The sequence below is a fragment of the Streptomyces sp. GB4-14 genome (assembly GCF_022696125.1).
Taxonomy (GTDB): domain Bacteria; phylum Actinomycetota; class Actinomycetes; order Streptomycetales; family Streptomycetaceae; genus Streptomyces; species Streptomyces werraensis.
Genome location: NZ_RZHO01000002.1, coordinates 129758 through 150080, shown reverse-complemented (window position 1 = coordinate 150080; position 20323 = coordinate 129758). Strand labels below are relative to the sequence as shown.

Sequence of the window (20323 nt, the reverse complement as noted above, 5' to 3'; positions counted from 1 at the left end):
GGGGGGCCGCGCGATCAGCCCCGCTCACCCGCACCGGACGACGGCCGGACCCCGCCCGCGCGCTCCGCGACCTCCGCACGAGATCCCCCGCCGCCGCCTCCCACCCCGTCCAGTCGAAGGTGAACCCCGCGTCCCCCAGCCGCCCGGACACCACCCGCCGGCTCTTCAACAGCAACTCCGTGTCCGAGCGCAGCACGAACGCCCCCACCTCCGCCATCCACCGGCTCGCCGGCAACCCCAGCGGCATCCCCCAAGCCCTTCGCAGCACCCGCATGAACTCCCGCTGAGGAAGCGGCCCGGGCGCGGCGAGATTCACCGCGCCCTCCACGTCCTCCCGAGCGATCAGAAACTCCACCGCCCGCACGAAGTCCTCGTCGTGGATCCACGACACGTACTGCCCGCCGCCGGCGACCGGCCCGCCCAGTCCCAGCCGGGCGAGCCGCAGCAGCACGTCGAACACGCCGCCCCGGTCCGGGCTCATCACCATCGCCGCCCGCAGGGCCACTTTCCGCGTGCCGGGCGTCGTCGCCTCCTCCTGCGCCCGCTCCCAGTTCTTCGCGATCCGGACGCTGTAGGCCCAGTGGTCGGGCACGCCGCTCTCCGTGCCGCCGATGACGCCGGTCGCCTCGTCGTTGGCCGCGTCGAAGCGGTGGGCGTAGATCGTCGCGGTGCTCATCTGGAGCCACACCTTCGGCGGCCGGCGAGCCGAAGCGATCGCCTCGCCCACGACCCGTGCCGAGTCGACGCGCGAGTCCATCATGGCGCGCAGATTCTCCGGCGTGTAGCGGCAGGAGACGCTCCGCCCGGCCAGATTGATCACGACGTCCGCGCCGTCCACCGCCTCGGCCCAAGGGCCCAGGCTCACCCCGTCCCATGCGACGTCCCCTGGGCGGCGAGGCCGCCTGGTCAGCACGACGACCTCATGTCCGGCCGCGCTCAGCGCACGGTCCAAAATCGTGCCCACCTGTCCGGTCCCCCCGGGCAGAACGATCTTCATAGGACCCCTCCGGCCTCTTCGAGTGCCCTCACCCTATCCCGCGTTTTTGAACGCGTTCAACTGTGGGGTGCGGTGAGGTCGGGAACGGCTGAAGGGGGCCGGCACTACGCCTGCGAGGCGATCTGGATCAGATTCCCGCACGTGTCGTCGAAGACGGCGGTCGTGACGGGACCCATCTCCAGCGGGTCCTGGGTGAAGCGGACTCCCCGCTCCCGCAGGCGCTCGTACTCCGCCCGTACGTCGTCCACCGCGAACTGGGCGAGGGGGATGCCGTCGGCCACGAGGGCGTCCCGGTAGGGCTTGACCGCGGGGTGGTGGGACGGCTCGAGCAGCAGCTCGGTGCCGTCCGGCTCCTCGGGTGAGACGACGGTGAGCCACCGGTCCGTCTCGCCCAGCGGCACGTCGTGCTTCTTCACGAAGCCGAGGACGTCGGTGTAGAAGCGCAGGGCCTTCGCCTGGTCGTCGACGAAGACGCTGGTCAGGTGGATCTTCATGAGGGTTCCTTCTCCGGTGCGGGGGCAGGGGGGTCGAGCCAGCGCTCGGTGATGTGCCGCAGCGGCGTGACGTTCAGGTCGTGGAACTTGTACCGGCCCTCCCGCCGGGTCTCGACGAGCCCGGCGGCCTCCAGGACGGCGAGGTGCTGCGACACCGCCTGACGTGAGATGCCGAGTCCGTGCTTCATGCTCAGGCGCGCGCAGATCTCGAACAGTGTCTGTCCGGACTTCTCCGTCAGCTCGTCGAGGATCGTGCGGCGGGTTCCGTCCGCCAGAGCTTTGAAGAGGTCGTCGGCCATGCCCCCACTATAGGCAAGTGTTCACTTGCATATCAATGTGCAAGCCACCGCCGACCATGCGAAAGCCGCCCCCGGCGAGCTGACGGGGGCGGCTTCCGGGTCGGCCGGCACAGCTAGCCGCGGCCTCCGGGCGCGGCAGGGGCGTCCTGCCGGAGAAGGCCCGACACGGCCAGGGCCCCGGGCCCGGAGAACACCAGCAGCAGGAATCCCCAGCAGAACAGCGCCGGCGACAGGCCGCCGTTCTGGAGGGGGAAGAGGCCGTCCGGCTGATGCTCGGTGAAGTAGGCGAAGGCCATGGCACCCGAGCTGAGGAACGCGGCGGCCCGGGTGAGGACCCCGAGCAGGACGAGCGCACCGCAGACCAGCTCGATCACCCCCGCGTACCAGAAGGGCCAGTCACCGGCGGGCGTGGCGTCCCGGGCCAGCACACCGAACAGGGTGGCCGCACCCTCGCTGGTGAACAGCAGCCCGATGACGATGCGGAACAGACCGAGGACCAGTGGCTGGTGACGGTCGAGCCGGTCGGTGACGCCCATGGTGGAACTCCTTGCAGTGGCCGGTGCGCAGGGCAGGGGAAGGGGGCGGCGCGGAGGCCGTCCGCCCTCCACTAACGTGCGTGCAGACCGCCCCGTTCAGTGGTTCAGGGCCCCGTAGGACACAGGTCGGCAACGGTCTTCCGGGCGCCGGCTGGCAGACTCGTCCCTCATGAGCGACAGAGCTGTCCGTCCGGCCCGCCCCGCGGGTGGGAGCGGGCCGCCCGAACCGGACGCGCGGGGGCGTACGCGGCTCCTGGCAGCGGTCGCGGCGCTGGGGACCGTCGGAGCGGGACTGGGCCTGCGGGCGGTGGCGACGGGTGACGTCGCCAAGTACGGCGGGGACGCGCTGTACACCCTCCTGATCCTCACCCTCGTCGTGCTGCTGTCCCCGCGCTCGACTCCCGGGCGGGCGGCGGGGATCGCGCTCGCGGTGAGCTGGGCGGTGGAACTGCTCCAGCTCACCGGGCTGCCCGCCGAGCTGTCCGCCCGCAGCACCGCCGCCCGCCTGGTCCTCGGCTCGACCTTCAACGCACCGGACCTGTTCTGGTACGCGGTCGGCGCGTGCGCCGGCGGGCTCGTCCTCCGCGCGTTCGTTAGCTGTCGAACGGCCAGGTGAGCCGCGCGACCACCTGTCGCCGACCGGCGACGCAGGCCGCATCGCGCCCGGAGCTGGAGTCGGCGGCGTTCCCCGGCGGGCCCCGGCGACGGTCCGCCCCTCCGGGGTGCGACGGCCGGAGCCGGTCGGCACCATGGAAACGCGTACTCCGTGTCGCCGGCGGTCCCTCGTCCTCAGCCTCGACGGAGCACCACTGCAGCCCGGAGGAGCCTGGAGGCTGCCGACCATGAGCAGGACGTGTGCCGGAGGCCCGTCGGATCTGGACGCGGAAGCCCGCACCTTCGATCATCACCGCAGGCGCCTGCCGGCCGTCACCAAGGAGCACTCTCATGAGCAAGCCGGTCCTCGAGCAGGCGGCGCAGGAGTTCGCCGATGCCGCCTCACAGCCTCCGTTCGTCTACCAGCTGGGGCCCGAAGGCGCGCGCAAGGCCCTGGACGAGGTGCAGGCCGCCCCGATCGACAAGCCCGACGTGGACGAGGAGTGGGTGACCGTCACCGCCGACGTGGGTGACGTGCGGGTACGCATCGTCGAACCCCTCGGATCCACGCACCCCCTTCCCGTCGTCCTCTACGTGCACGGCGGGGGATGGGTGCTCGGCAACGCCATGACCCACGACCGGCTGGTGCGCGAGCTGGCGACCGGAGCCGACGCGGCCGTCGTGTTCGTCGAGTACGACCGCTCGCCGGAAGCCCGCTGTCCCGTCGCCGTCGAACAGGCCTACGCCACCGCGCGGTGGATCACCGACAACGGAGCGCAGCAGGGGCTCGACAGCGCGCGCATGGCCGTCGCGGGCGACTCGGCGGGCGGGAACATGACGGCCGCGCTGACCCTCATGGCCAAGCAGCGTGGCGACGTCACCTTCGTCCACCAGTCCATGTACTACCCCGCGACCGATGCGGCCCAGGACACCGCCAGCTACAAGGAATTCGCCGACGGGCCCCACCTCACGGCCAAGGCCATGGCGTGGTTCTGGGACTGCTACACGACCGGCCCGGCCCAGCGGGCCGGGACCACCGCCTCACCGCTGCGAGCCGGTCTCGACGAACTCCGCGGCCTCCCCCCGGCCTTCGTCGTCGTCGACGAGAACGACGTTCTGCGCGACGAGGGCGAGGCCTACGCGCGCAAGCTGCTGCAGGCGGGGGTCCCGACGACGAGCATCCGCTACAACGCCACCCTGCACGACTTCATGATGCTGAACCCCGTGCGGGGGACCCGTGCGGCCACCGCGGCCGTCGAGCAGGCCGCCCGTACCCTCCGTACCGCCCTCCGGACCGACTGAACGGGCCCGGCAGGGCGGGACTTCGCGGATGGGGGAGAGCACGCGCGCTCAGGCCGGCCGTCCGTGCCGCAGACGAAGCCGCTCACCCGGGAAGCGCGCCCGGAACCCGCGGTCGTGGGACACGGCCACCACGGCACCCGGATACGCGTCGAGTGCCGCCTCCAGGTCCTCGACGAGGTCCAGCGCCACATGGTTGGTCGGCTCGTCGAGCACCAGCAGGTCCGCCGGCCGGGTCACCAACCGGGCGATCTGCAGCCGCCGTTGCTGCCCCGCCGACAGCGCCGCCACCGGCACCGTCAGGTCCTCCTCACGGAACAGCCCGAGCGACAGCAGCGTGTCACGGTGCTCCTCCGCCGGTCCCGGCCGTCGCGCGGCGAACGCGGCGAGCAACGGGAGCCGCCCCACGCGGACGGGAAGCTCCTGCGGCAGGTGTCCGACGGTGGCCGGGCGGCGCACCGACCCCGTGTCCGGCTCCAGGTCCCCGGCCAGAACCCGCAGCAGGGTCGACTTGCCCGCCCCGTTCTCCCCGGTGACCAGCAGCCGTTGCCCGGGCTCGACGGCCAGCCGGCCGTTCAGCCGCAGCCGTTCACCGACGCCGACGTTGTCCAGCTCGACGAGCGGATGCGCGGATCCGTCCTCGGCGGAAGGCAGTTCTCGGTCGGTCACCGCCGGAGCCGCCGTGAACCGCAGCGGCTCGGGAGGTGCGGGCACCGGCGTGCGCCGCAGCCGGGCCAGCCGTTCGCGCACCGCCCGCACCTGACCGCCCAGTTTCGCCTCGTGCGAGCGGCGGTGCTTGCCGAAGCCCTGCCGCGGGTCGCCGCCGGTGGTGGACAGCCGCCGGCCCGCCGTCTCCAGCAACTCCTCGGTACGGGCGACCTCGTCGCGCCACTCCGCGTGTTCCTGTTCGGCCCGGCGCCGTGCGGCGGCTCTCGCCGCCCGGTACCCGGCCCAGCCGTCGCCGTACCGCCGGACCGAGCGGGTGTCCCGGTCGACCTCCAGGATCGTGGTGGCGATCCGCTCGATGAACGGCCGGTCGTGGGTGACGGCCACGACGGTGCCGCGGTGCGCGCGCAGCCGTTCCTCCAGCCAGTGCACCGCGGACGCGTCGAGGTGGTTCGTCGGTTCGTCGAGCAGCAGCAGTTCGGGGTCCGCGGCCAGGACACAGGCGAGCGCGAGCCGCGACTGCTCACCGCCGGAAAGCGAGCCGAGCAGCCGGTCACGGGCGACGCCGGCCAGCCCCAGCCCGTGCATGGCCGCGTCCACCCGAGCGTCGGCCCGGTAGCCGTCACGCTGCTCGTACACGGTCAACAGGTCTCCGTAGGCGGCGAGTTCGGCATCGGACGCCTCACCGAGGCGCTCCTCCGCCGCACGCAGCCGGTGTTCCAGGGCGCGCAGCGGGGCGAGCGCGTGGTCGACCGCGTCCTGCACGGTCCGGTCGGGTTCCAGCACGGGGGTCTGGGCGAGGTGGCCGGTGCCGCCCGGGAAGACGGCGGTGATCTCGCCGTCGTCGGGCGTCTCGGCCCCGGCGAGGAGCCGGAGCAGGGTGGACTTTCCGGCGCCGTTCTCGCCGATGACGGCCGCCCGCTCACCGGGGCGGACGGTGAACGTGATCTGGTCGAGGACCGTTCGGGGCCCGTAGGACTTGGTGACGTCCTTGACGGACAGCTGCGCCGTGAGGGCGGGCGCGAGGGTGTGGGCGCGTGCGCGCATGGGACTTTCCCTGAGGTGAGAGAGGTGACGGTGGGCGATGACGGCGGCGTCGGCCGTGCCCGGACTCAGAGAAAGAAGTAGTGGCGCATGCACTCACCCTAACAAGACGATACGTCTCGCCTCAAGGCGTGTCCGGTCCCGCCGGCCGTCCTCCGGCCGTCGCGGCCCTGCGCCGCCGGTGCGCCGCCGCCTTGGCGTTGTTGCCGCAGCGTCGCATGGAGCACCACTGGCGTGGCCGGCCCGACTCCGGGTTGAGGTAGAGCATCCGGCACACCTCGGACGCGCACCTCGTCAGCCGCTGCCGGCGTGAAGCGTCGGAGACGAGCTCGATCAGGTCCCGCGCGACCACCGACAGCAGGGCGTCCTCGGTGAGGAGATCACTGCCGGAGGCCGGTCGCACGCCATCACGCGTCAACTCCAGCCTCGGGGCCGGCGGTTCACAGGCGGCCAGGTCGTTGACCAGCTCCACGGAAGCGGGGTGGGGGCGGTGCCCGTCCAGCAACGACGAGGCGATGTCGTAGGCCGCGTCGCGCAACGCGTGCAGCGAGCTGAGCAGCGCCTCCTCCGCGTACCCGGGCGCCGGTGTCAGCCCCACGCCACGGCACCACGCGACCAGCCGTTCGGCGTCACCCATCCGCTCCACCGGGCCGACGGGCCGGCGCCCCACCGTCGCCACGAGGTTCAGCGACAGCGAGCCGGCGTCGAACCGGAGATCACGTGCCCGGGCGGTGACCCTCGTACGCGGTGCTTGCGGCGCGGCTCCCATGCAGCGATAGTAACCTTTCAAACGGTTATCAAGGGAACGGGTGGCCATGCGGATCGCGATTGTCGGAGCGGGCGGGGTCGGGGGCTACTTCGGGGCGCGGCTCGCCGCGGCGGGCCACCAGGTCACCTTCGTGGCCCGGGGACGCCACCTGGAGGCCGTACGGCGCTCGGGTCTTCTCGTGCGCAGCCCGCTGGGGGACGTCCGCACCTCGCCCGGCTCGGTGGTGGAGAGCGTCGCGGACGTGGACGGCGCCGATCTGGTCGTCGTCGCCGTGAAACTGTGGGACACCGAGGACGTCGCCCGCCGGCTGGGCGCCTCCGAGCTGGCCGGCACGCCCGTGCTGTCGCTGCAGAACGGCGTGCACAAGGACACGGTCCTCGCCCGTCACCTCCCCGCCGAGTCACTGCTCGGCGGCACGTGCTTCATCTCCGCCTTCATCGAGGAACCCGGCGTCGTCCGGCACAACGGCGCCCTCCAGCGCGTGGTCCTCGGCGCCCGTCACCCCGAGCAGGAGCCGGTGGCGCGACAGTTCCTCCAGGCGTGCACCGCGGCGGGCATCGACGCCGAGGTCAGTGCGGACGTCGACCGGGTGATCTGGGAGAAGTACGTCTTCCTCGTCGGCCTCTCGGCCACCACCACGGCCGTCCGCCGGCCCATCGGCGTCGTCCGCTCCCACGAGCGGACGCGGATGCTGCTGCGGGACGTCATGGCGGAGGTCGTGGCCGTGGCCCGCAAGTCGGGCGTCGAGCTGGCCGAGGACTTCGCCGAGCGGCAGCTCGCCTTCTGCGACACCCTCCCCGCCGACATGACGTCGTCCATGCACAACGACCTGGAACACGGTCACCGTCTCGAACTGCCCTGGCTCAGCGGGGGAGTGGCCGGCCTCGCCGGCGAACTCGGCGTCCCCGCGCCCCGCAACCGCACGGTCGCCGACATCCTGTCCCCGTACGTCGACGGCACCCCGGAAGGCGCCTGACCGGCAGACTCACGGGGCCGCCGGTCAGCCCGCCGTGGCCCGGTTGAGGCGGACGGACGACCAGAAGGCCGCGCCGATGAGGGTGACCCCGATCAGGCCGGTCACGATGTCGTTCACCTCGTAACGGATGCTGACGAGCAGGACGGCGGCGAGGGCGCCGATCGCGTAGTGGGCGCCGTGCTCCAGGTACACGTAGTCGTCCAGCGTGCCCTGGCGCACCAGGTACACGGTGAGCGACCGGACGTACATGGCGCCGATGCCGAGGCCCAGCGCCATCAGCACGATGTCGTTGGTGACGGCGAAGGCGCCGATCACCCCGTCGAAGGAGAACGACGCGTCCAGCACCTCGAGGTACAGGAAGGTGAAGAGGGCGGCCCGGCCGGCGAGCGCGACCCCGGAGCGCCCGCTCGCCTCGCCGTCCTCCTCGCCGCTCCGTTCCCCTGCCAGCCTGGCCTCGAAGAAGCCGGACAGCCCGTGCACCACCAGATAGGTGACGAGTCCCGCGACCCCCGAGACCAGCACGGTCTGCGCCTTGTCGGCGTGGTGACCGCCGTGCTGGTGGGCCTGGGTGGCGAAGGTCATGGACGTCACCAGGAGCACGACGAGAGCCACGCACACCGACAGCATGTCGATCCGGCCGAGCCGCGCCAGGGGCCGCTCCACCCGGCCGAGCCACTTGGTCTCCCGGTCCTCCAGGACGAAGTCCAGAAAGATCATCAGCAGGAACATGCCGCCGAACGCCGCGATCGACGGGTGCGCGTCGGTGACCAGCTCCTGATAGCGCTCCTTGTCCGTGAGGGCCAGATGCACGGCCTCCTGCGGAGCCAGCCGCGCACTCACGGACACGATGACCACCGGGAACAGCAGCCGCATGCCGAACACGGCGATGAGGATGCCGACGGTCAGGAAGATCCGCTGCCAGAAGGCGTTCAGCTTCTTGAGGATGCCGGCGTTGATGACCGCGTTGTCGAAGGACAGCGAGATCTCCAGCACGGCGAGGACGGCGACGATCCCGAGCGCCGCCCACCCGTCGTACAGCACCCCGCCCACCAGCCCGACGGCCGTCACGGCGAACGCCCACCGGAAGGTCTTCCACAGCACCCGGCACTCTCCCTTCTCCGTCGCCCCCGCTGGGACGACGGATTGGGCTCCAGTGCCCCTTCCCGCGGCCTCCGTAACGCACGGACCCCGCACATCCACCGATCACCGGTACGGCGTCACACGCCCACCGTCACCCCGGCCGGCCCGTCAGCGCCCCCTCCGCCGCGCCAGCCGGCGGAACGACCGCGCGCTGCCCGTCGGCGCGGGCAGACGGCCCGACACCGCGTCGTCGAGCAGGGAGGCCACCGTCTCCGCCGCGCAGACGCGGTTGGCGCCGATGCCGCCGGAGGCGCCTCGCTTGATCCAGCCGACGACGTAGGCGCCCGGACGGCCCGCCACCCTGCCCCGGTCGTGGGGCACCGTGCCCGTGGACTCGTCGAACGGGAGCCCGGCGAGCGGCGTTCCACGATGGCCCACCGCGCTGAGGGCCAGCCCGGCCGGGATCTCCGCCTCGCCCGCCGCGCCGGTGACCCGTACCGCGCGGACCGACTCCTGCCCGCACACCTCGGCGGGCGCCGACAGGAAGCGGAACACGATGCGGCGCCGGCCGTCCGCCGCCGGGGGCAGGGACCAGTCGACGGCCTCCCGCCGTACGTCCTTCAGCACCGCGGCCTTGTCCGGGTCGGCCGCCCCGCCGATCGCCGCGCCCACGGCCGGGTCGTGGTCGTCGACGAGCAGGTCCACGCCGGACAGATGCTTCAGCGCGAGCAACTCGGTCCGCGTGTACGCCGCGTGCTCCGGGCCGCGCCGCCCCAGCACCACCACCTCGCGCACCTTGCTGCGCCGCAGCTCCTCCAGCGCGTGCGCGGCGATCGGGGTTCCTTCGAGCGTCGCCGGGTCGGACACCAGCAGGCGTGCGGCGTCCAGCGCGACATTGCCGTTGCCCACCACGACGACCCGGTCCGCCGACAGGTCGAAGGCGTCCGGGGCGACATCGGGGTGTCCGTTGCACCAGGCGACGAACTCGGTCGCGGCGACGCTGCCCGGCCGGTCCTCGCCCGGGACGCCGAGCCGCCGGGCCTCCGGCGCGCCGACGGCGTAGATCACCGCGTCGTGGTGGGCGGCCAGTTCGTCCGCGGTCACACCGCCGTCGCCCACTGTCAGGCCGAGACGGAGCCGCACCCGCGGATGCGTGAGGAAGCGGGCGAAGCTCTCGCCGGCCTTCTTGGTGGACGGGTGGTCGGGTGCGACCCCATACCGGACGAGACCGCCGGCGACCGGCAGCCGGTCGATCAGGGTCACCTCGGCAGGGGTGTGCAGCAGCAGGTCCCGCGCCGCGTACATCCCGGCCGGGCCGGTGCCCACGACCGCGACCCTGAGCGGCCCGAAGTCCGGCGGCAGCACCCGGTCGAACGACGGCGCGCCCCAGTCGTGGAACACCGGCCCCGCGACGGGCTGTTCGGTCCGGTGCTCCTCGTGCTCGTAGTAGGCCGCGTTGATGCGGGCGTACTCCCGCTGTCCCCCGGTCAGCCGCTCGACCGGGAAGATCGCGTCCACCGGGCAGGCGTCCGCGCAGGCGCCGCAGTCGATGCAGCTCTTCGGGTCGATGTGCAGCATCTCCGTGCTGCCGAAGGCGCGTTCCTCCGGCGTCGGATGAATGCAGTTGACCGGGCAGACGGACACACAGGTGGCGTCGCTGCAGCAGGTCTGGGTGATCGCGAAGGCCATGGTCGTCCGCTCCGCCGAGGGCCCGGGGTGGGCAGGGTGTACGTGGTCAGATGAGGTGGGCGCGCTTGTAGAAGAAGAGCGCGGGCCGGGTGAGCAGTCCGCAGGAGGAGAGGAACTCCATCAGGCCCGAACAGCTCGCCCGCACCATGGACCTGTGGTGCTCGTTGGCACGGGCCTCGCGCAGCGCGCGCTCCTCGTCCAGTCCGGCGTTCGCGTACACCTCGCGGTTCACCATGCTGGTGACGATGACGTACGCGGCGATCGCGATCATCACCGCGTGGATGCGGCGGCGCACGCGCCCGGCGCGGGCGAGGTGCTTCCGCGTCTCCTCGCGGGCGAACATCATGTGCCGCGACTCCTCGACGACATGGATGTTGTTGATGGTGCGGACGAACGGCACGACCCGCTCGTCGCGCATCCAGTCGCGCTGCATGACGTCGAGGACCTCCTCGGCGACCAGGATCGCCGCGTAGGCGGCCTCGCCGAAGGCGGTCGTCTTGAACAGCCGTCCCAGCTCGACCGCGACCCGGCGCGGGCGGTAGGCCGGCGCGCCGAGCTTCTTCGCGCCCCGGGCGAACATGATCGAGTGCCGGCACTCGTCGGCGATCTCGGTCAGCGCCCACTGGAACGTCTCGTCCGTGGGGTCCTTGGAGTAGATGTCCCGCAGGATCATCTGCTGGAGGATCATCTCGAACCAGATGCCGGTGCAGGCGACCGACGCCGCCTCCTGCCGCGTCAGCTCCTTGCGTTGCGCGTCGGTCATCTCCTTCCAGTACGCCGTGCCGTAGAGGGTGCTCCACTCCGGGCTGGCGCCGTGGAAGTCCTTGTCCAGCGGGGTGTCCCAGTCGACCTCGGTGAGCGGGTCGTAGGAGAGCTGCGCGGACGAGTCGAGCAGCCGACGGGCCACGTCGACGCCGTCGTCCGACGGCTGGTCCGGGTGCTGTGCCCGGGAGGTGGTCAGAGCCATGCCGGGGCCTCCTCGAGTCGAGTCCGTAAGCCATTACCGCGGGTAACCGGCCCGCTTGCTGACGAACTGTATAGCAAGACGTGGCGTGTTCCCACCCCTGTGCCCGTCAAGCTCATGTGAAGGCCCGCACGGTGTGTTCACCGTGCGGGCCGGGGAGGGGGCGATGCGCGTCGGCTCAGAGGCCGGTGACCTTGCTGCTCGCCGACACCTCGTGGACGAGCGTGAGCGTGCGGTGCCCGCCGGGAGGGAGCGTCACGTCCCAGCGGGCGATGCCGTCCGCGTCCACCGCGTCCGGCGCGGGCGAGCACGCCTCCTCCCGCAGACGCACCTCCACCGCCGACACCTCGGACACCGGGACGCGCTCCCGGACGACGACCACCCGGTCGTCCCGCTCGTCCGGCGCGGAGAAGCGTGACAGATGCAGCCGCACGGTCCGGGTGAGCACGGTCCGCTGGGTCAGCCCCGTCGTGTCGCGGGTCTCCTCCGTCTCCCGTACGACCCGGTGGTCGTCCCGGCTGCCGAAGGCCAGCTCCACGGCGGCCCCCGGAGCGGTGAACTCCAGGGTGCCGCGCCCGACGAACCCGCTGCCGCGGATCAGGTCCACCGGCCCGGCCAGCAGCGCGTGCCCGGACCGGTTGTCGGCCCGCACCACCTGCGTGACCAGGGGCGACAGTTCCGGCGCGCAGGCGTACTCGCTGCGCGCGGCCGTGGTGAACGACGACACCGGCACCCGGTGCGCGCGCCCGTCGGCCGGCACGGACACCGGGTCGGGGGCGTGCAGCACGCGGACCTCGCCGCCGTCGTCCACCCCCGGCAGCCCGAGCACGGGAGCGGGACCCAGGTCCGCGATCTCCTCCTCCCGCAGGTCCACACGGACGGTGCGGCGCTCCTCGGGGGAGCGGTCCTGGAGCGTCAGCCGGTCCTCGCCGAGCACCGGCGGCTCCGTGGCCGCCGAGGAACGCGCCGTGGACAGCGTCAGCCGTACGCCCGACCAGTCCTCGCCGGTGCGCTGCCAGACCATCGCCTCGGTCTCCAGGGTGAGCGCGTCCCCGTCCAGCGTGGCCCGGTACGCCGGCCGCCACAGCGCGCACGGCGTGAGATGGCTCAGCCGCAGCCGAGCCGTCCCCTCGGCCGATGCCTCCACGGTGAGCTCGACATGCCCGACCAGTTCGGCGGGCTCCGTCTCCGCGTCGGCGAGGGCCTGCTCGGCCTCGCGCAGCTCGTCGGACAGGACCCGCAGCCGCGTCTCCACCTCGCGCAGCTGCTCGGCCTGCCGCTCACGTTCCTCGTCGACGCGGTCCAGCTCCCGTGCCCAGCGCTCCCGTTCGGCCTCGCCGAATCCGGTGCCCTCGCCGATCTCCCGCAGCAGATCGGCGGCGAGCCGGCCCAGCGCGTCCCCGCGGGCCGCCAGCCGGTCCCGGCGCTGCTCCAGCACCGGCCGCTCCTCCTCCAGGGAGGTCACGCGGCGGCGGAGCGGCGAGTCGTCGTCGGCGGGCCCGGGCCCGCGCGGCGTCCACGCGCGCACGATCCGCACATCGAGCACGGTCGCCGGGAAACCGGCGGTCAGCTCGGCGTGCAGGGTCCGGTCGACGGCCAGTGCGCCGACCGGTCCCAGCCTCAACCGCTGTGTCCCGGGCCGCAGCTCGAGCGTCGCGGTGCGTTCGACGTGCGCGCGGTCCTCGGTGCAGGTGACGGCGGTGACGGGGAGGGGGACCGGGGCGGCCGGCTCCGATGACGGTGACGTAGACATGTCTGTGTCAGCTCCTGCGGTTGCCGCCGGTCAGGGCCTTGCCGGCCGGGATCCTGATCTCGTAGCCGCCGTCGAGGGCGACGGCGGCGCCGGCCGGCAGGTCGACCCGCCAGATCCGGGTGCCCGGCGCGTGCGGCTCCCGGTCCGCGGTGTCCTCGGGCTCGGCCCAGCCGGCCCGTTCCTCGATCCGCACGTCCGCCTCCGAGGTGACCGGCACGCGCTCGCGCACCTCGACGCGGACCGCCGCAGGGAGCCGGTTGGCCAGCTCCACATGGACGCGGTGGTCGAGCACGGTGACGTTGTTGCGCAGACCCGCGGTCGACTCGGTGAGGTGCGTCCGCCGGGTGACGCCGATGGCCTCCGCCGGCCCGAGCCCGAGGCGGCGCACACCGCCCGGGGCGAGGGTGGGCAGCGCGGCGGTCAGCTGGTACTCCCCGTCGACGCTCACCTCGACCGGCCCCGCCAGCAGGGCCTGATCGGTCGCGTTGGACAGCACCAGCGTCGCGTACACGGTCTGCTCCACCGCCGGCACGCACACGTACTCGGTGCGCAGACCCACCGCGATCTCGCCGACGGTGACGGTGTGCCAGGTGCCGTCCGACGGGATGTCGGCGGGCGCCGCCGCGTCGTAGCGGTGGTCGAACGAGCCCGCCGACTCGCGGGGCCGCACGGCGTGCCCGGGCAGCGGCAGCGCGGCCGGCTTCTCGGCGCGCCGACGGTACTCGGCGGTCACCGGGTCGAAGCCCGCGTCGGGGAAGAGGCGGCCACGGCGGTCCCGCGGCTCGTCCGGACCACTCAGCACGAGGGCCGCGTAGTCGAGTTCGGCGTCGTCCGGCCGGGGCGGGCCCGGGACGGGCGGGGGCGGTGCGTACGGGGCGGCGGCGCCCGCGCGCTCCGGGGCGGCGGCGTAGGCTCCGCCGCCCGCACGGGGTGCGGCGGCCGAACGGGGGCCGGCACCGGGACGGGACCGGGGCCGCGCCCGGTCCGGGGCGGGCGCGGAGCCCGGCGCGGCCGGAACGCCGAAGCCCTGGGGAGGCGCGCCGTACGCGGCACCGGGGGCGGGCAGCGCGGCGGGCGCCGGCGGGGGAGGGGGTGGAGCACCGTAGGCGGCGCCGACCGTGACCGGGGTGTCCTCGACGGGACCGCCCGCGACCCACCCGCCCGCCCGCGCCCCCGCGATCGCATCGGGTTCCGGTGGAGGACCCGCCGCGTCGTACCCGGCGAACAGGTCGGTCAGCCCTGCCGGGGGCTCCCGCCAGCCGGACGGGGCCGGCGCGGGCTGGCTGCGCCCGATACGGACCGACCGCAGCCGGGGCAGATCGGTACGGCGCCGCAGATCGGCCGTGGCGAAGGCGATCCGCACGCCCGTCCAGTCCTCACCGGACCGCTGGGCGACCGAGGCCCGCAGCATCAGCCGCCCGCTGTCGTCGCCCTGACGGTGCGTGAGGCGGTACGCCGGCACCCAGACGGCGCCGGGCACCCCGTACTCGATCTCGACCTCCGCCTCAGCCCCGGCCGCGCCGCCCAGGGTCAGCACCGCCGTGTACGAGGAGGCGACCTTGGCCGCCGGGGCGTCGGTGCTCAGGCGGGCCAGCCGGTCCTGCGCCACCTCCGTCTCGTGGTCCAGGCGCCGGAGTTCGTCCTCCAGCTCGCGGAGCCTGGCGTGCAGCACGGTCAGGCGCTCGTCGACGAAGTCGGCCAGCTCCAGCCAGGCGTCCACCGGGGTGCGGCGGTGCGGGTCGTCCCGTTTACGGCCGGGCGGCAGCGGGCGCAGCGCGGAGACCTCCTCGATGCGCTTCAGCTGCCGGTCCCGCCGGGCGTCGGCGGCGTGGTACGCCTCGGTCAGCCGGTCGACCTCACGCCGTGCCTCGGCGACGGCGTCCTCGTCCACCGGCTCCGCGTCGATCTCCGCCCGCGCCCCGGTGACCCGCGCACCCGGCGCACCGACGACGCGGGCGCGCAGCGAGTGGGGGTCGAGCGAGCGCGGCAGTCCGGGCACCCGTACCTGTCCGTCCGCCGGGACCGTGCCCCGGGCGACGCGACGGCACAGCGCGCCCTGCGCGTACACCGTCACCGATTCGAGTGCCGAGTCCCACCTCGATGCCGTCCCAGCCGTCATGTGCTCCCCCGCGCAGCCGTGTTCGTGCCGAGGGCAGCCTACGCGGAGACGGCCCGCCCCGGATCACCGGACGAGGCACCAGTACGTGCCGTGGTGCCCGATCCCGATGCGGCTCGCGTGCGGCACCAGGGCGGGGTCGGGCCGGCCCACGGCCGCCATGGTGCAGGCGGGGTCGCCGACGGTGCCGGCGGCGGACATGCGGCGCGCGGCGTCCATGGCGGCGGAGGAGGTGTACCAGGTGGTGGTGGGGCCGTCGGCCGGTGTGGGGGTGGCCGAGGGCTTCGGCTCGGTGGTGGGCTTCGCGGTGGGCTGTGGGGTGGGCTTCGCGGTCGCCGCCCTCGTTTCGGGCTCGGCCGTCTCGGCGGGCTGCCGCGGGCCGGGAGTGACGGGCGGTTGGGCGGTGGGGACGCGCGTCCCGGCCCCCGGCGGGGGTGGGACACGCGGTCCGGGTGTCGTCCCCGCTGTCGGCGTCAGGTGCGCCGAAGGCGCCACCGGCTCGGGGCCGGCCGACCGGCGCGGGGCCTCGGGCGCCGCCGATCGTGCGGGCGTCCTGGGCCCCTCCGACGCACCCGTGCCCGTGTCGGTACCCGTTCCCGCTCCGCCCGTCGAGGTGGGCGGCGGAGGCACGAGCCCCGGCGCCCGGCTGGACGGTGCGATCCCGGACGTGCCCGCCACCCGCGGAGGCCCGGTGCTCACCCCGCCGTCCGGCACGGCGGGCTCGGTCCGGGCGCCCTGGTCCGGCACGCCCGGCGGCTGCGTCCGCCCCGGCCCGGGCGGTGACGGCCGCGTCGCCGGGCCGCCGCTCGGCTCGGCCGCCCCGCCGGGGCGGGACGACGTCGGCACCGGACCCCCGCTCCCGCCCGTTCCGGCCGGCCCCGGCGGTGACGTCACGGTGGTCGGCGTCGGCAACGGGCCCAGCGTCGGCAGGGTCAGGTCGTTCGAGGCGGACGGCCTGGGGCTCGGTGTGCCGTCGTCCTGTGCCGCCCACACCCACACGCCGACGCCGCCCAGGACCAGCGCGGCGGCGCCGCCGGCGATCCACGGGGCGCGCCGGGGCGGGCGACGGTGACGATTCATGGTCACCACTGTCCTACGCGCCCCGGCGGGCCGCCTGTCGCATGGTCCGGCTGCCCTGTTACCGGTCCGCCCAGTGCGCTCGTACGGGTGACGGACACCGCCGACCGGCCGCGCCGCCCCTGTCATACGGAGTACCCCGTTCCCTTACCTCCGAGGTCATCGACGCCGCCCCCGGTCCGGTGCCACGATCACCGCGTACGACACCGACGCCCCTGGAGGACACCATGACCGCCTACGCCATCGCCCATCTGCGGCCGGCCGCTCCGCACCCCGACATCGCGGAGTACATGGAGCGCATCCCCGCCACACTGGAACCGTTCGGCGGCCGCTTCCTGGTGCACGCCACTGGCCACGAGGTGAAGGAGGGAGCCTGGCCCGGGGACGTGGTGATGATCGGCTTCCCCGGGATCACCGAGGCGCGGGACTGGTGGGACTCGCCCGCCTACCGGGAGATCGCACCGCTGCGCTCCCGGCACATCGAGGGCGACATCATCCTGATCGAGGGCCTCCCCGACGGCTACGATCCCGCCGTCACGGCGGCGGCCCTGCGCAAGCAACTCGACGCCGCCGGCGACTGACCGCTGGGCACCCCGGACGCGGCCGGTTACGGTGGAGATGTCCCCTTCGTCCGGGGTGTCGCCCCGGAATATCCGGGAGAGTGACCATGAGTACTCAGTTCGAGGTCGTCGTGGACGTCGACCGGCCCATCGAGGACGTCTTCGCCTACCTCGCCGACGGCCGGAACGACCCCGAGTTCAGCCCTCGCGTCCTGACGATGGAGAAGAGCCCCGACGGCGACACCCATGTGGGCACGGTGTTCCACAGCACGGTGAAGGACGCCGGGATGCGCTCCCAACGGGACTTCGAGATCCACGAGTTGACCGCGCCCACCCGTATGCGCTGGCACGAGGTCTCGCACAACTCCATCACCGCCCAGGAGGGCGGGTACGACCTCGAACCCACACCCGACGGAGGCACCAGGGTGCGCCTGTTCAACGTGCTCGAAGGGCACGGCGTGGGCAAGGTGCTGCTGCCGCTCGCGGCGGGCGCGGCCCGCAAGGACGCCCCCGCCTTCGGCCGGCGTATCAAGGAGGCCGTCGAGGCCTCTGCCTGACTCACCCGCGGGTCCCGCCGGGCCCGCCGACGCGGGCCCGGCGGGACCTCGCACGAGGGTCAGGGGAGCAGCATCCGGACCGCCGTCATCAGCGGAAAGGCGCACGTGGCCGGCGCCGGAAGCCCCAGGATCGCCGTCACCACACCCCAAGGCGTCCGTCCGGGCGGCGCTGCAGCGCCGCCCGCCCCTGCCACGTCACCTCGTGCTGCGCCCACGAACTCACCTTCCGGTCCAGGAAATGACAGGCAGGCTGGAGCACGACGCGTTCACCGGTGGCGGACACCGCGTCCCCCGAGCGGCGTAGCGACCCGTCGGCCGGCATGCCGTCACGGGTCCGGGTGGCATAACAGTGGGCCTATGACATCGAGACATACCGCCCCTCAGGTCACCGTGCGCCGTGCCCCCGGAATGCGGGTCCGGGCCGCTCTGATGGTTCTGGCCGCCACGACCGTTCTCGGCACGACCGTGACCGATGCGGCGGCGTCGGCCTCGGCCCGCCCCGGCACCGACTGGGACGCCATCGCCCAGTGCGAGTCGGGCGGCAACTGGAAGGCCAACACGGGCAACGGCCACTACGGCGGACTCCAGTTCTCGCAGTCGAGCTGGGTCGCGGCCGGTGGGCTCAAGTACGCGCCGCGGGCCGACCTCGCGACGCGCAAGGAGCAGATCGCGGTGGCGAAACGCCTCGCCCGGCTCCAGGGCATGTCCGCGTGGGCGTGCGCGCACGCGGGACGTTAGACCTGCGCGGTGCGCTGAATTCACGCGGGCACGCTGCGTCCGCGCGGCGCCGACAGTCCGGAGTGCGCCCTCACGGGACGTCCCCCACCGGCCGTCACGCGCCCGGAACCGGGCCGCCACCCGCAACTGAGCCGTCTGCCGCCGGATACTGCGGCGCGGGCTGCCCAGGCGGCATCCGCCCCGCCATCGCCTTGTCGTTCTGAGCAGCCGTCAGTCTGCGGACGAACAGCAGGGCCAGCACCGCGGACACGATGTCGAGGACCGACCCCGTCATCAGCCACCCCGCGGCGTCGTGGACCGCCTGCGGGTCGCTCGCCTCGTCGTACCGGTTCGTGGCGAACCGGTCGAAGATGTTCGACGCGATCCACACGCCCCACCAGGCGTTGAGCAGGCCCTGGTGCCGCACCTCGGACGCGTAGGGGTCGGGCTGGCTGGCGCGCAGGACGTCCTTGGCGATGCCGCGCGGGACGAACAGGTTGGCGAACGGGATGAACCAGCCGCCGATCGCCCAGCCCGGTGTGCGGCGCTGCACGTCCGGCGCGAACACCTCCGCGTTGTGACGCACCCGGTGGAACCAGATGATGAACAGCGTCGCCGTGCCGAGCAGGCCGAGCATGTACATCCCGCTGGTCGCGACGACCGCCCAGTCCGCCCGGTCGACCGCGCCCATGTCGACGTCACCCGGACCGCCGGACGCCACGTCCCCCATCACCGACCTCATGTATGCCGCCGCGCCGAAGCCCAGCACATCGGCGACGATCACGAAGGCGAGCAGCGCGGTCACGGCGTGCGCGAGACCGACCGGCGAGCGCAGCACGGGAAGCGGCCCGAGCATCGGGCGTTCGGGCAAGGACGGATGAGTCATGAGGACCCCCCTGAGCAGTGCGGTGGAAGTGCGGCGTTCTCTCCCCAGGAACGCCGCGAGATGATCACAAGCGAGTGATCGGCTTCCGGACCCTACCCCATCACGGGTACGGCGTGTCCATGACTATTACCTGCCGGGGAGTGAGGCCGTCGCAGGTGCGCGCTTGAGTCTCCCCCCGGGAGAGGTGGGCGGATCCGACTGCCCGGCCGAGGGCTTCGCCGCCCTCGACGTCCCTCTGACGGCCCCCGGCCACACCTGACCCGCGGAAACCGGCTTGCGCACCATGGCCGTCACGCATCACGGTCCTTCTGACACAGGCGCCAAGGATCGTCACGGAAGGCACGCCGCACCATGCCCACGCACCACGTCGACGAGGAACTCGTGGCGGCCGCGACCGAGATCGCCCGCACCCGCTGCCGGGGCGACAACCACACCATGGCCGCGGCGGCCCGCGCCGCGGACGGCCGGATCGTCACCGGGGTGAACGTCTACCACTTCACCGGCGGCCCGTGCGCCGAACTGGTCGTCGTCGGCGCGGCCGCCGCGCAGGGCGCCTACGACCTGGAGACGATCGTCGCCGTCGGCGACCGCGGCCGGGGAGTGGTCCCCCCGTGCGGCCGCTGCCGCCAGACGCTCCTCGACCACTTCCCCACCCTCGAGGTCGTCGTCCCCAGCCCTACCGGCCTGCGCGCGGTCCCGGTCGCCGACCTCCTCCCGCACACGTACGTCTGGGCCGACCACCAGCTCGACACGCCGTCGAACGGCGGGCCGACGTGACCGAGGTGGAGGCTCGGGGCGGCGGAACGGCCCCGCTCGTCACAGGAGTCCGCGCACCCACTCCGCATCGGGATTGACGCGTGCCCGCCCGTCCGGCAGGACCACCGTCGGCACCGTCTCGTTCCCGTCCGCGACCGCCCGCACCGCCGCCGCGGCGGCCGGGTCGCGCCAGATGTCGACCCAGTGGGCGCGGCGCGCGTCCCGGCCCAGCCTGAAGCGCAGCCGCCTGCAGTAGTGACATCCCGGCCGCCAGTAGATCACCGGCCGCCCGTCCGCCGCGCTGCGGCGCCGCGCCTCCTTCGCGCCGAGATGCGCCGGGAAGACCAGCGGCGAGTTCACCGTCGCGAACGCGACGAACGCCAGCAGGACCGCGGCCGCCGCGACCGTGTTCCCGTCGGAGAGCAGGCCCGCCGCGCCCGAAGCCCCGGCCGCCGTGAGCAGCAGCGGCAGCAGCAGGCCTCGTACCATCGCGT

General features: G+C 73.5%; 21 protein-coding genes and 1 pseudogene. 8 read left to right on the top strand and 14 right to left on the bottom strand.

Translation table 11 applies throughout. The features are described 5' to 3' along the window. Window positions 1–37 precede the first annotated feature (37 nt). The 4 genes and pseudogenes from ELQ39_RS02070 to ELQ39_RS02055 all read right to left on the bottom strand — a co-directional run. Window positions 38–997 (bottom strand): annotated as a pseudogene (locus tag ELQ39_RS02070) (TIGR01777 family oxidoreductase); the annotation flags it as partial. A gap of 104 nt (window positions 998–1101) precedes the next feature. After that, the gene (locus ELQ39_RS02065; protein ID WP_190002134.1) at window positions 1102–1491 is read right to left on the bottom strand and encodes a VOC family protein; all 390 of its coding nucleotides are present in this window, start codon (window positions 1489–1491) and stop codon (window positions 1102–1104) included. Next, window positions 1488–1790 carry an ArsR/SmtB family transcription factor gene (locus ELQ39_RS02060; RefSeq protein ID WP_225625737.1) on the bottom strand — a complete coding sequence of 101 codons (303 nt, stop codon included), beginning with the start codon at window positions 1788–1790 and terminating at the stop codon, window positions 1488–1490. Before ELQ39_RS02060 ends, ELQ39_RS02065 begins: the two co-directional genes overlap by 4 nt. Window positions 1791–1903: 113 nt before the next feature. Next, window positions 1904–2326: a DoxX family protein gene (locus tag ELQ39_RS02055; protein ID WP_190002136.1), complete on the bottom strand. Its 423-nt coding sequence runs from the start codon at window positions 2324–2326 to the stop codon at window positions 1904–1906. Window positions 2327–2495: 169 nt separating this feature from the next. On the opposite strand from ELQ39_RS02055, the gene ELQ39_RS02050 reads away from it, so the two are divergent. Both ELQ39_RS02050 and ELQ39_RS02045 read left to right on the top strand, forming a co-directional pair. Next, a complete protein-coding gene (locus tag ELQ39_RS02050; protein WP_242590781.1) occupies window positions 2496–2942 on the top strand; it encodes a ribosomal maturation YjgA family protein in 447 nt (148 codons plus the stop codon). A gap of 329 nt (window positions 2943–3271) precedes the next feature. Then, window positions 3272–4222, top strand: coding sequence for an alpha/beta hydrolase (locus tag ELQ39_RS02045; RefSeq protein ID WP_242590780.1), 951 nt, complete (start codon window positions 3272–3274; stop codon window positions 4220–4222). A 48-nt stretch (window positions 4223–4270) separates the two neighbouring features. On the opposite strand, the gene abc-f is transcribed toward ELQ39_RS02045, so the two are convergent. After that, window positions 4271–5932 (bottom strand): ribosomal protection-like ABC-F family protein, encoded by a 1662-nt coding sequence (gene abc-f / locus ELQ39_RS02040; RefSeq protein ID WP_242590779.1) that lies wholly within the window; start codon window positions 5930–5932, stop codon window positions 4271–4273. Between the two features lie 121 nt (window positions 5933–6053). Next, window positions 6054–6698: a CGNR zinc finger domain-containing protein gene (locus tag ELQ39_RS02035; RefSeq protein WP_242590778.1), complete on the bottom strand. Its 645-nt coding sequence runs from the start codon at window positions 6696–6698 to the stop codon at window positions 6054–6056. Between the two features lie 46 nt (window positions 6699–6744). Between ELQ39_RS02035 and ELQ39_RS02030 the strand changes: the two genes are divergently transcribed. Further along, window positions 6745–7674, top strand: a complete 930-nt coding sequence (locus tag ELQ39_RS02030) for a ketopantoate reductase family protein (RefSeq protein ID WP_242590777.1) — start codon at window positions 6745–6747, stop codon at window positions 7672–7674. A 24-nt stretch (window positions 7675–7698) separates the two neighbouring features. Here the strand turns inward: ELQ39_RS02030 and ELQ39_RS02025 are convergent, their stop codons facing one another. From ELQ39_RS02025 to ELQ39_RS32350, 6 genes are all read right to left on the bottom strand, one after another. Continuing rightward, window positions 7699–8775, bottom strand: coding sequence for a DUF475 domain-containing protein (locus ELQ39_RS02025; protein WP_242590776.1), 1077 nt, complete (start codon window positions 8773–8775; stop codon window positions 7699–7701). A gap of 147 nt (window positions 8776–8922) precedes the next feature. Further along, window positions 8923–10443, bottom strand: a complete 1521-nt coding sequence (locus tag ELQ39_RS02020) for an FAD-dependent oxidoreductase (protein WP_242590775.1) — start codon at window positions 10441–10443, stop codon at window positions 8923–8925. A 46-nt stretch (window positions 10444–10489) separates the two neighbouring features. Next, window positions 10490–11410 carry an AurF N-oxygenase family protein gene (locus ELQ39_RS02015; RefSeq protein WP_242590774.1) on the bottom strand — a complete coding sequence of 307 codons (921 nt, stop codon included), beginning with the start codon at window positions 11408–11410 and terminating at the stop codon, window positions 10490–10492. Window positions 11411–11585: 175 nt separating this feature from the next. Further along, the gene (locus ELQ39_RS02010; RefSeq protein ID WP_242590773.1) at window positions 11586–13160 is read right to left on the bottom strand and encodes a mucoidy inhibitor MuiA family protein; all 1575 of its coding nucleotides are present in this window, start codon (window positions 13158–13160) and stop codon (window positions 11586–11588) included. A 7-nt stretch (window positions 13161–13167) separates the two neighbouring features. Further along, window positions 13168–15279 (bottom strand): DUF4139 domain-containing protein, encoded by a 2112-nt coding sequence (locus ELQ39_RS02005; protein WP_242590772.1) that lies wholly within the window; start codon window positions 15277–15279, stop codon window positions 13168–13170. A 63-nt stretch (window positions 15280–15342) separates the two neighbouring features. Continuing rightward, entirely contained in the window at window positions 15343–15477 is a 135-nt protein-coding gene (locus ELQ39_RS32350; RefSeq protein WP_267461860.1) for a hypothetical protein, read from the bottom strand. On the opposite strand from ELQ39_RS32350, the gene ELQ39_RS02000 reads away from it, so the two are divergent. The 4 genes from ELQ39_RS02000 (at window position 15476) to ELQ39_RS01985 (ending at window position 18208) form a co-directional block, all read left to right on the top strand. Next, the gene (locus ELQ39_RS02000; RefSeq protein WP_242595705.1) at window positions 15476–16348 is read left to right on the top strand and encodes a hypothetical protein; all 873 of its coding nucleotides are present in this window, start codon (window positions 15476–15478) and stop codon (window positions 16346–16348) included. The two genes, ELQ39_RS32350 and ELQ39_RS02000, sit on opposite strands and share 2 nt — an antisense overlap. Window positions 16349–16580: 232 nt before the next feature. Continuing rightward, window positions 16581–16934 carry a DUF1330 domain-containing protein gene (locus ELQ39_RS01995; RefSeq protein WP_242590771.1) on the top strand — a complete coding sequence of 118 codons (354 nt, stop codon included), beginning with the start codon at window positions 16581–16583 and terminating at the stop codon, window positions 16932–16934. An 86-nt stretch (window positions 16935–17020) separates the two neighbouring features. Next, a complete protein-coding gene (locus ELQ39_RS01990; RefSeq protein WP_242590770.1) occupies window positions 17021–17470 on the top strand; it encodes an SRPBCC family protein in 450 nt (149 codons plus the stop codon). A gap of 357 nt (window positions 17471–17827) precedes the next feature. After that, window positions 17828–18208: a transglycosylase family protein gene (locus tag ELQ39_RS01985; protein WP_242590769.1), complete on the top strand. Its 381-nt coding sequence runs from the start codon at window positions 17828–17830 to the stop codon at window positions 18206–18208. A 94-nt stretch (window positions 18209–18302) separates the two neighbouring features. Here ELQ39_RS01985 and ELQ39_RS01980 read toward each other — a convergent pair whose 3' ends face one another. Further along, a complete protein-coding gene (locus ELQ39_RS01980) occupies window positions 18303–19073 on the bottom strand; it encodes a DUF4328 domain-containing protein (protein WP_242590768.1) in 771 nt (256 codons plus the stop codon). 351 nt (window positions 19074–19424) lie between these two features. On the opposite strand from ELQ39_RS01980, the gene ELQ39_RS01975 reads away from it, so the two are divergent. Next, complete coding sequence (locus tag ELQ39_RS01975; protein WP_242590767.1) at window positions 19425–19850, top strand: cytidine deaminase; 426 nt, start codon at window positions 19425–19427, stop codon at window positions 19848–19850. A gap of 39 nt (window positions 19851–19889) precedes the next feature. On the opposite strand, the gene ELQ39_RS01970 is transcribed toward ELQ39_RS01975, so the two are convergent. Beyond that, window positions 19890–20318: a glutaredoxin domain-containing protein gene (locus ELQ39_RS01970; RefSeq protein ID WP_242590766.1), complete on the bottom strand. Its 429-nt coding sequence runs from the start codon at window positions 20316–20318 to the stop codon at window positions 19890–19892. Between the last annotated feature and the right edge of the window lie 5 nt (window positions 20319–20323).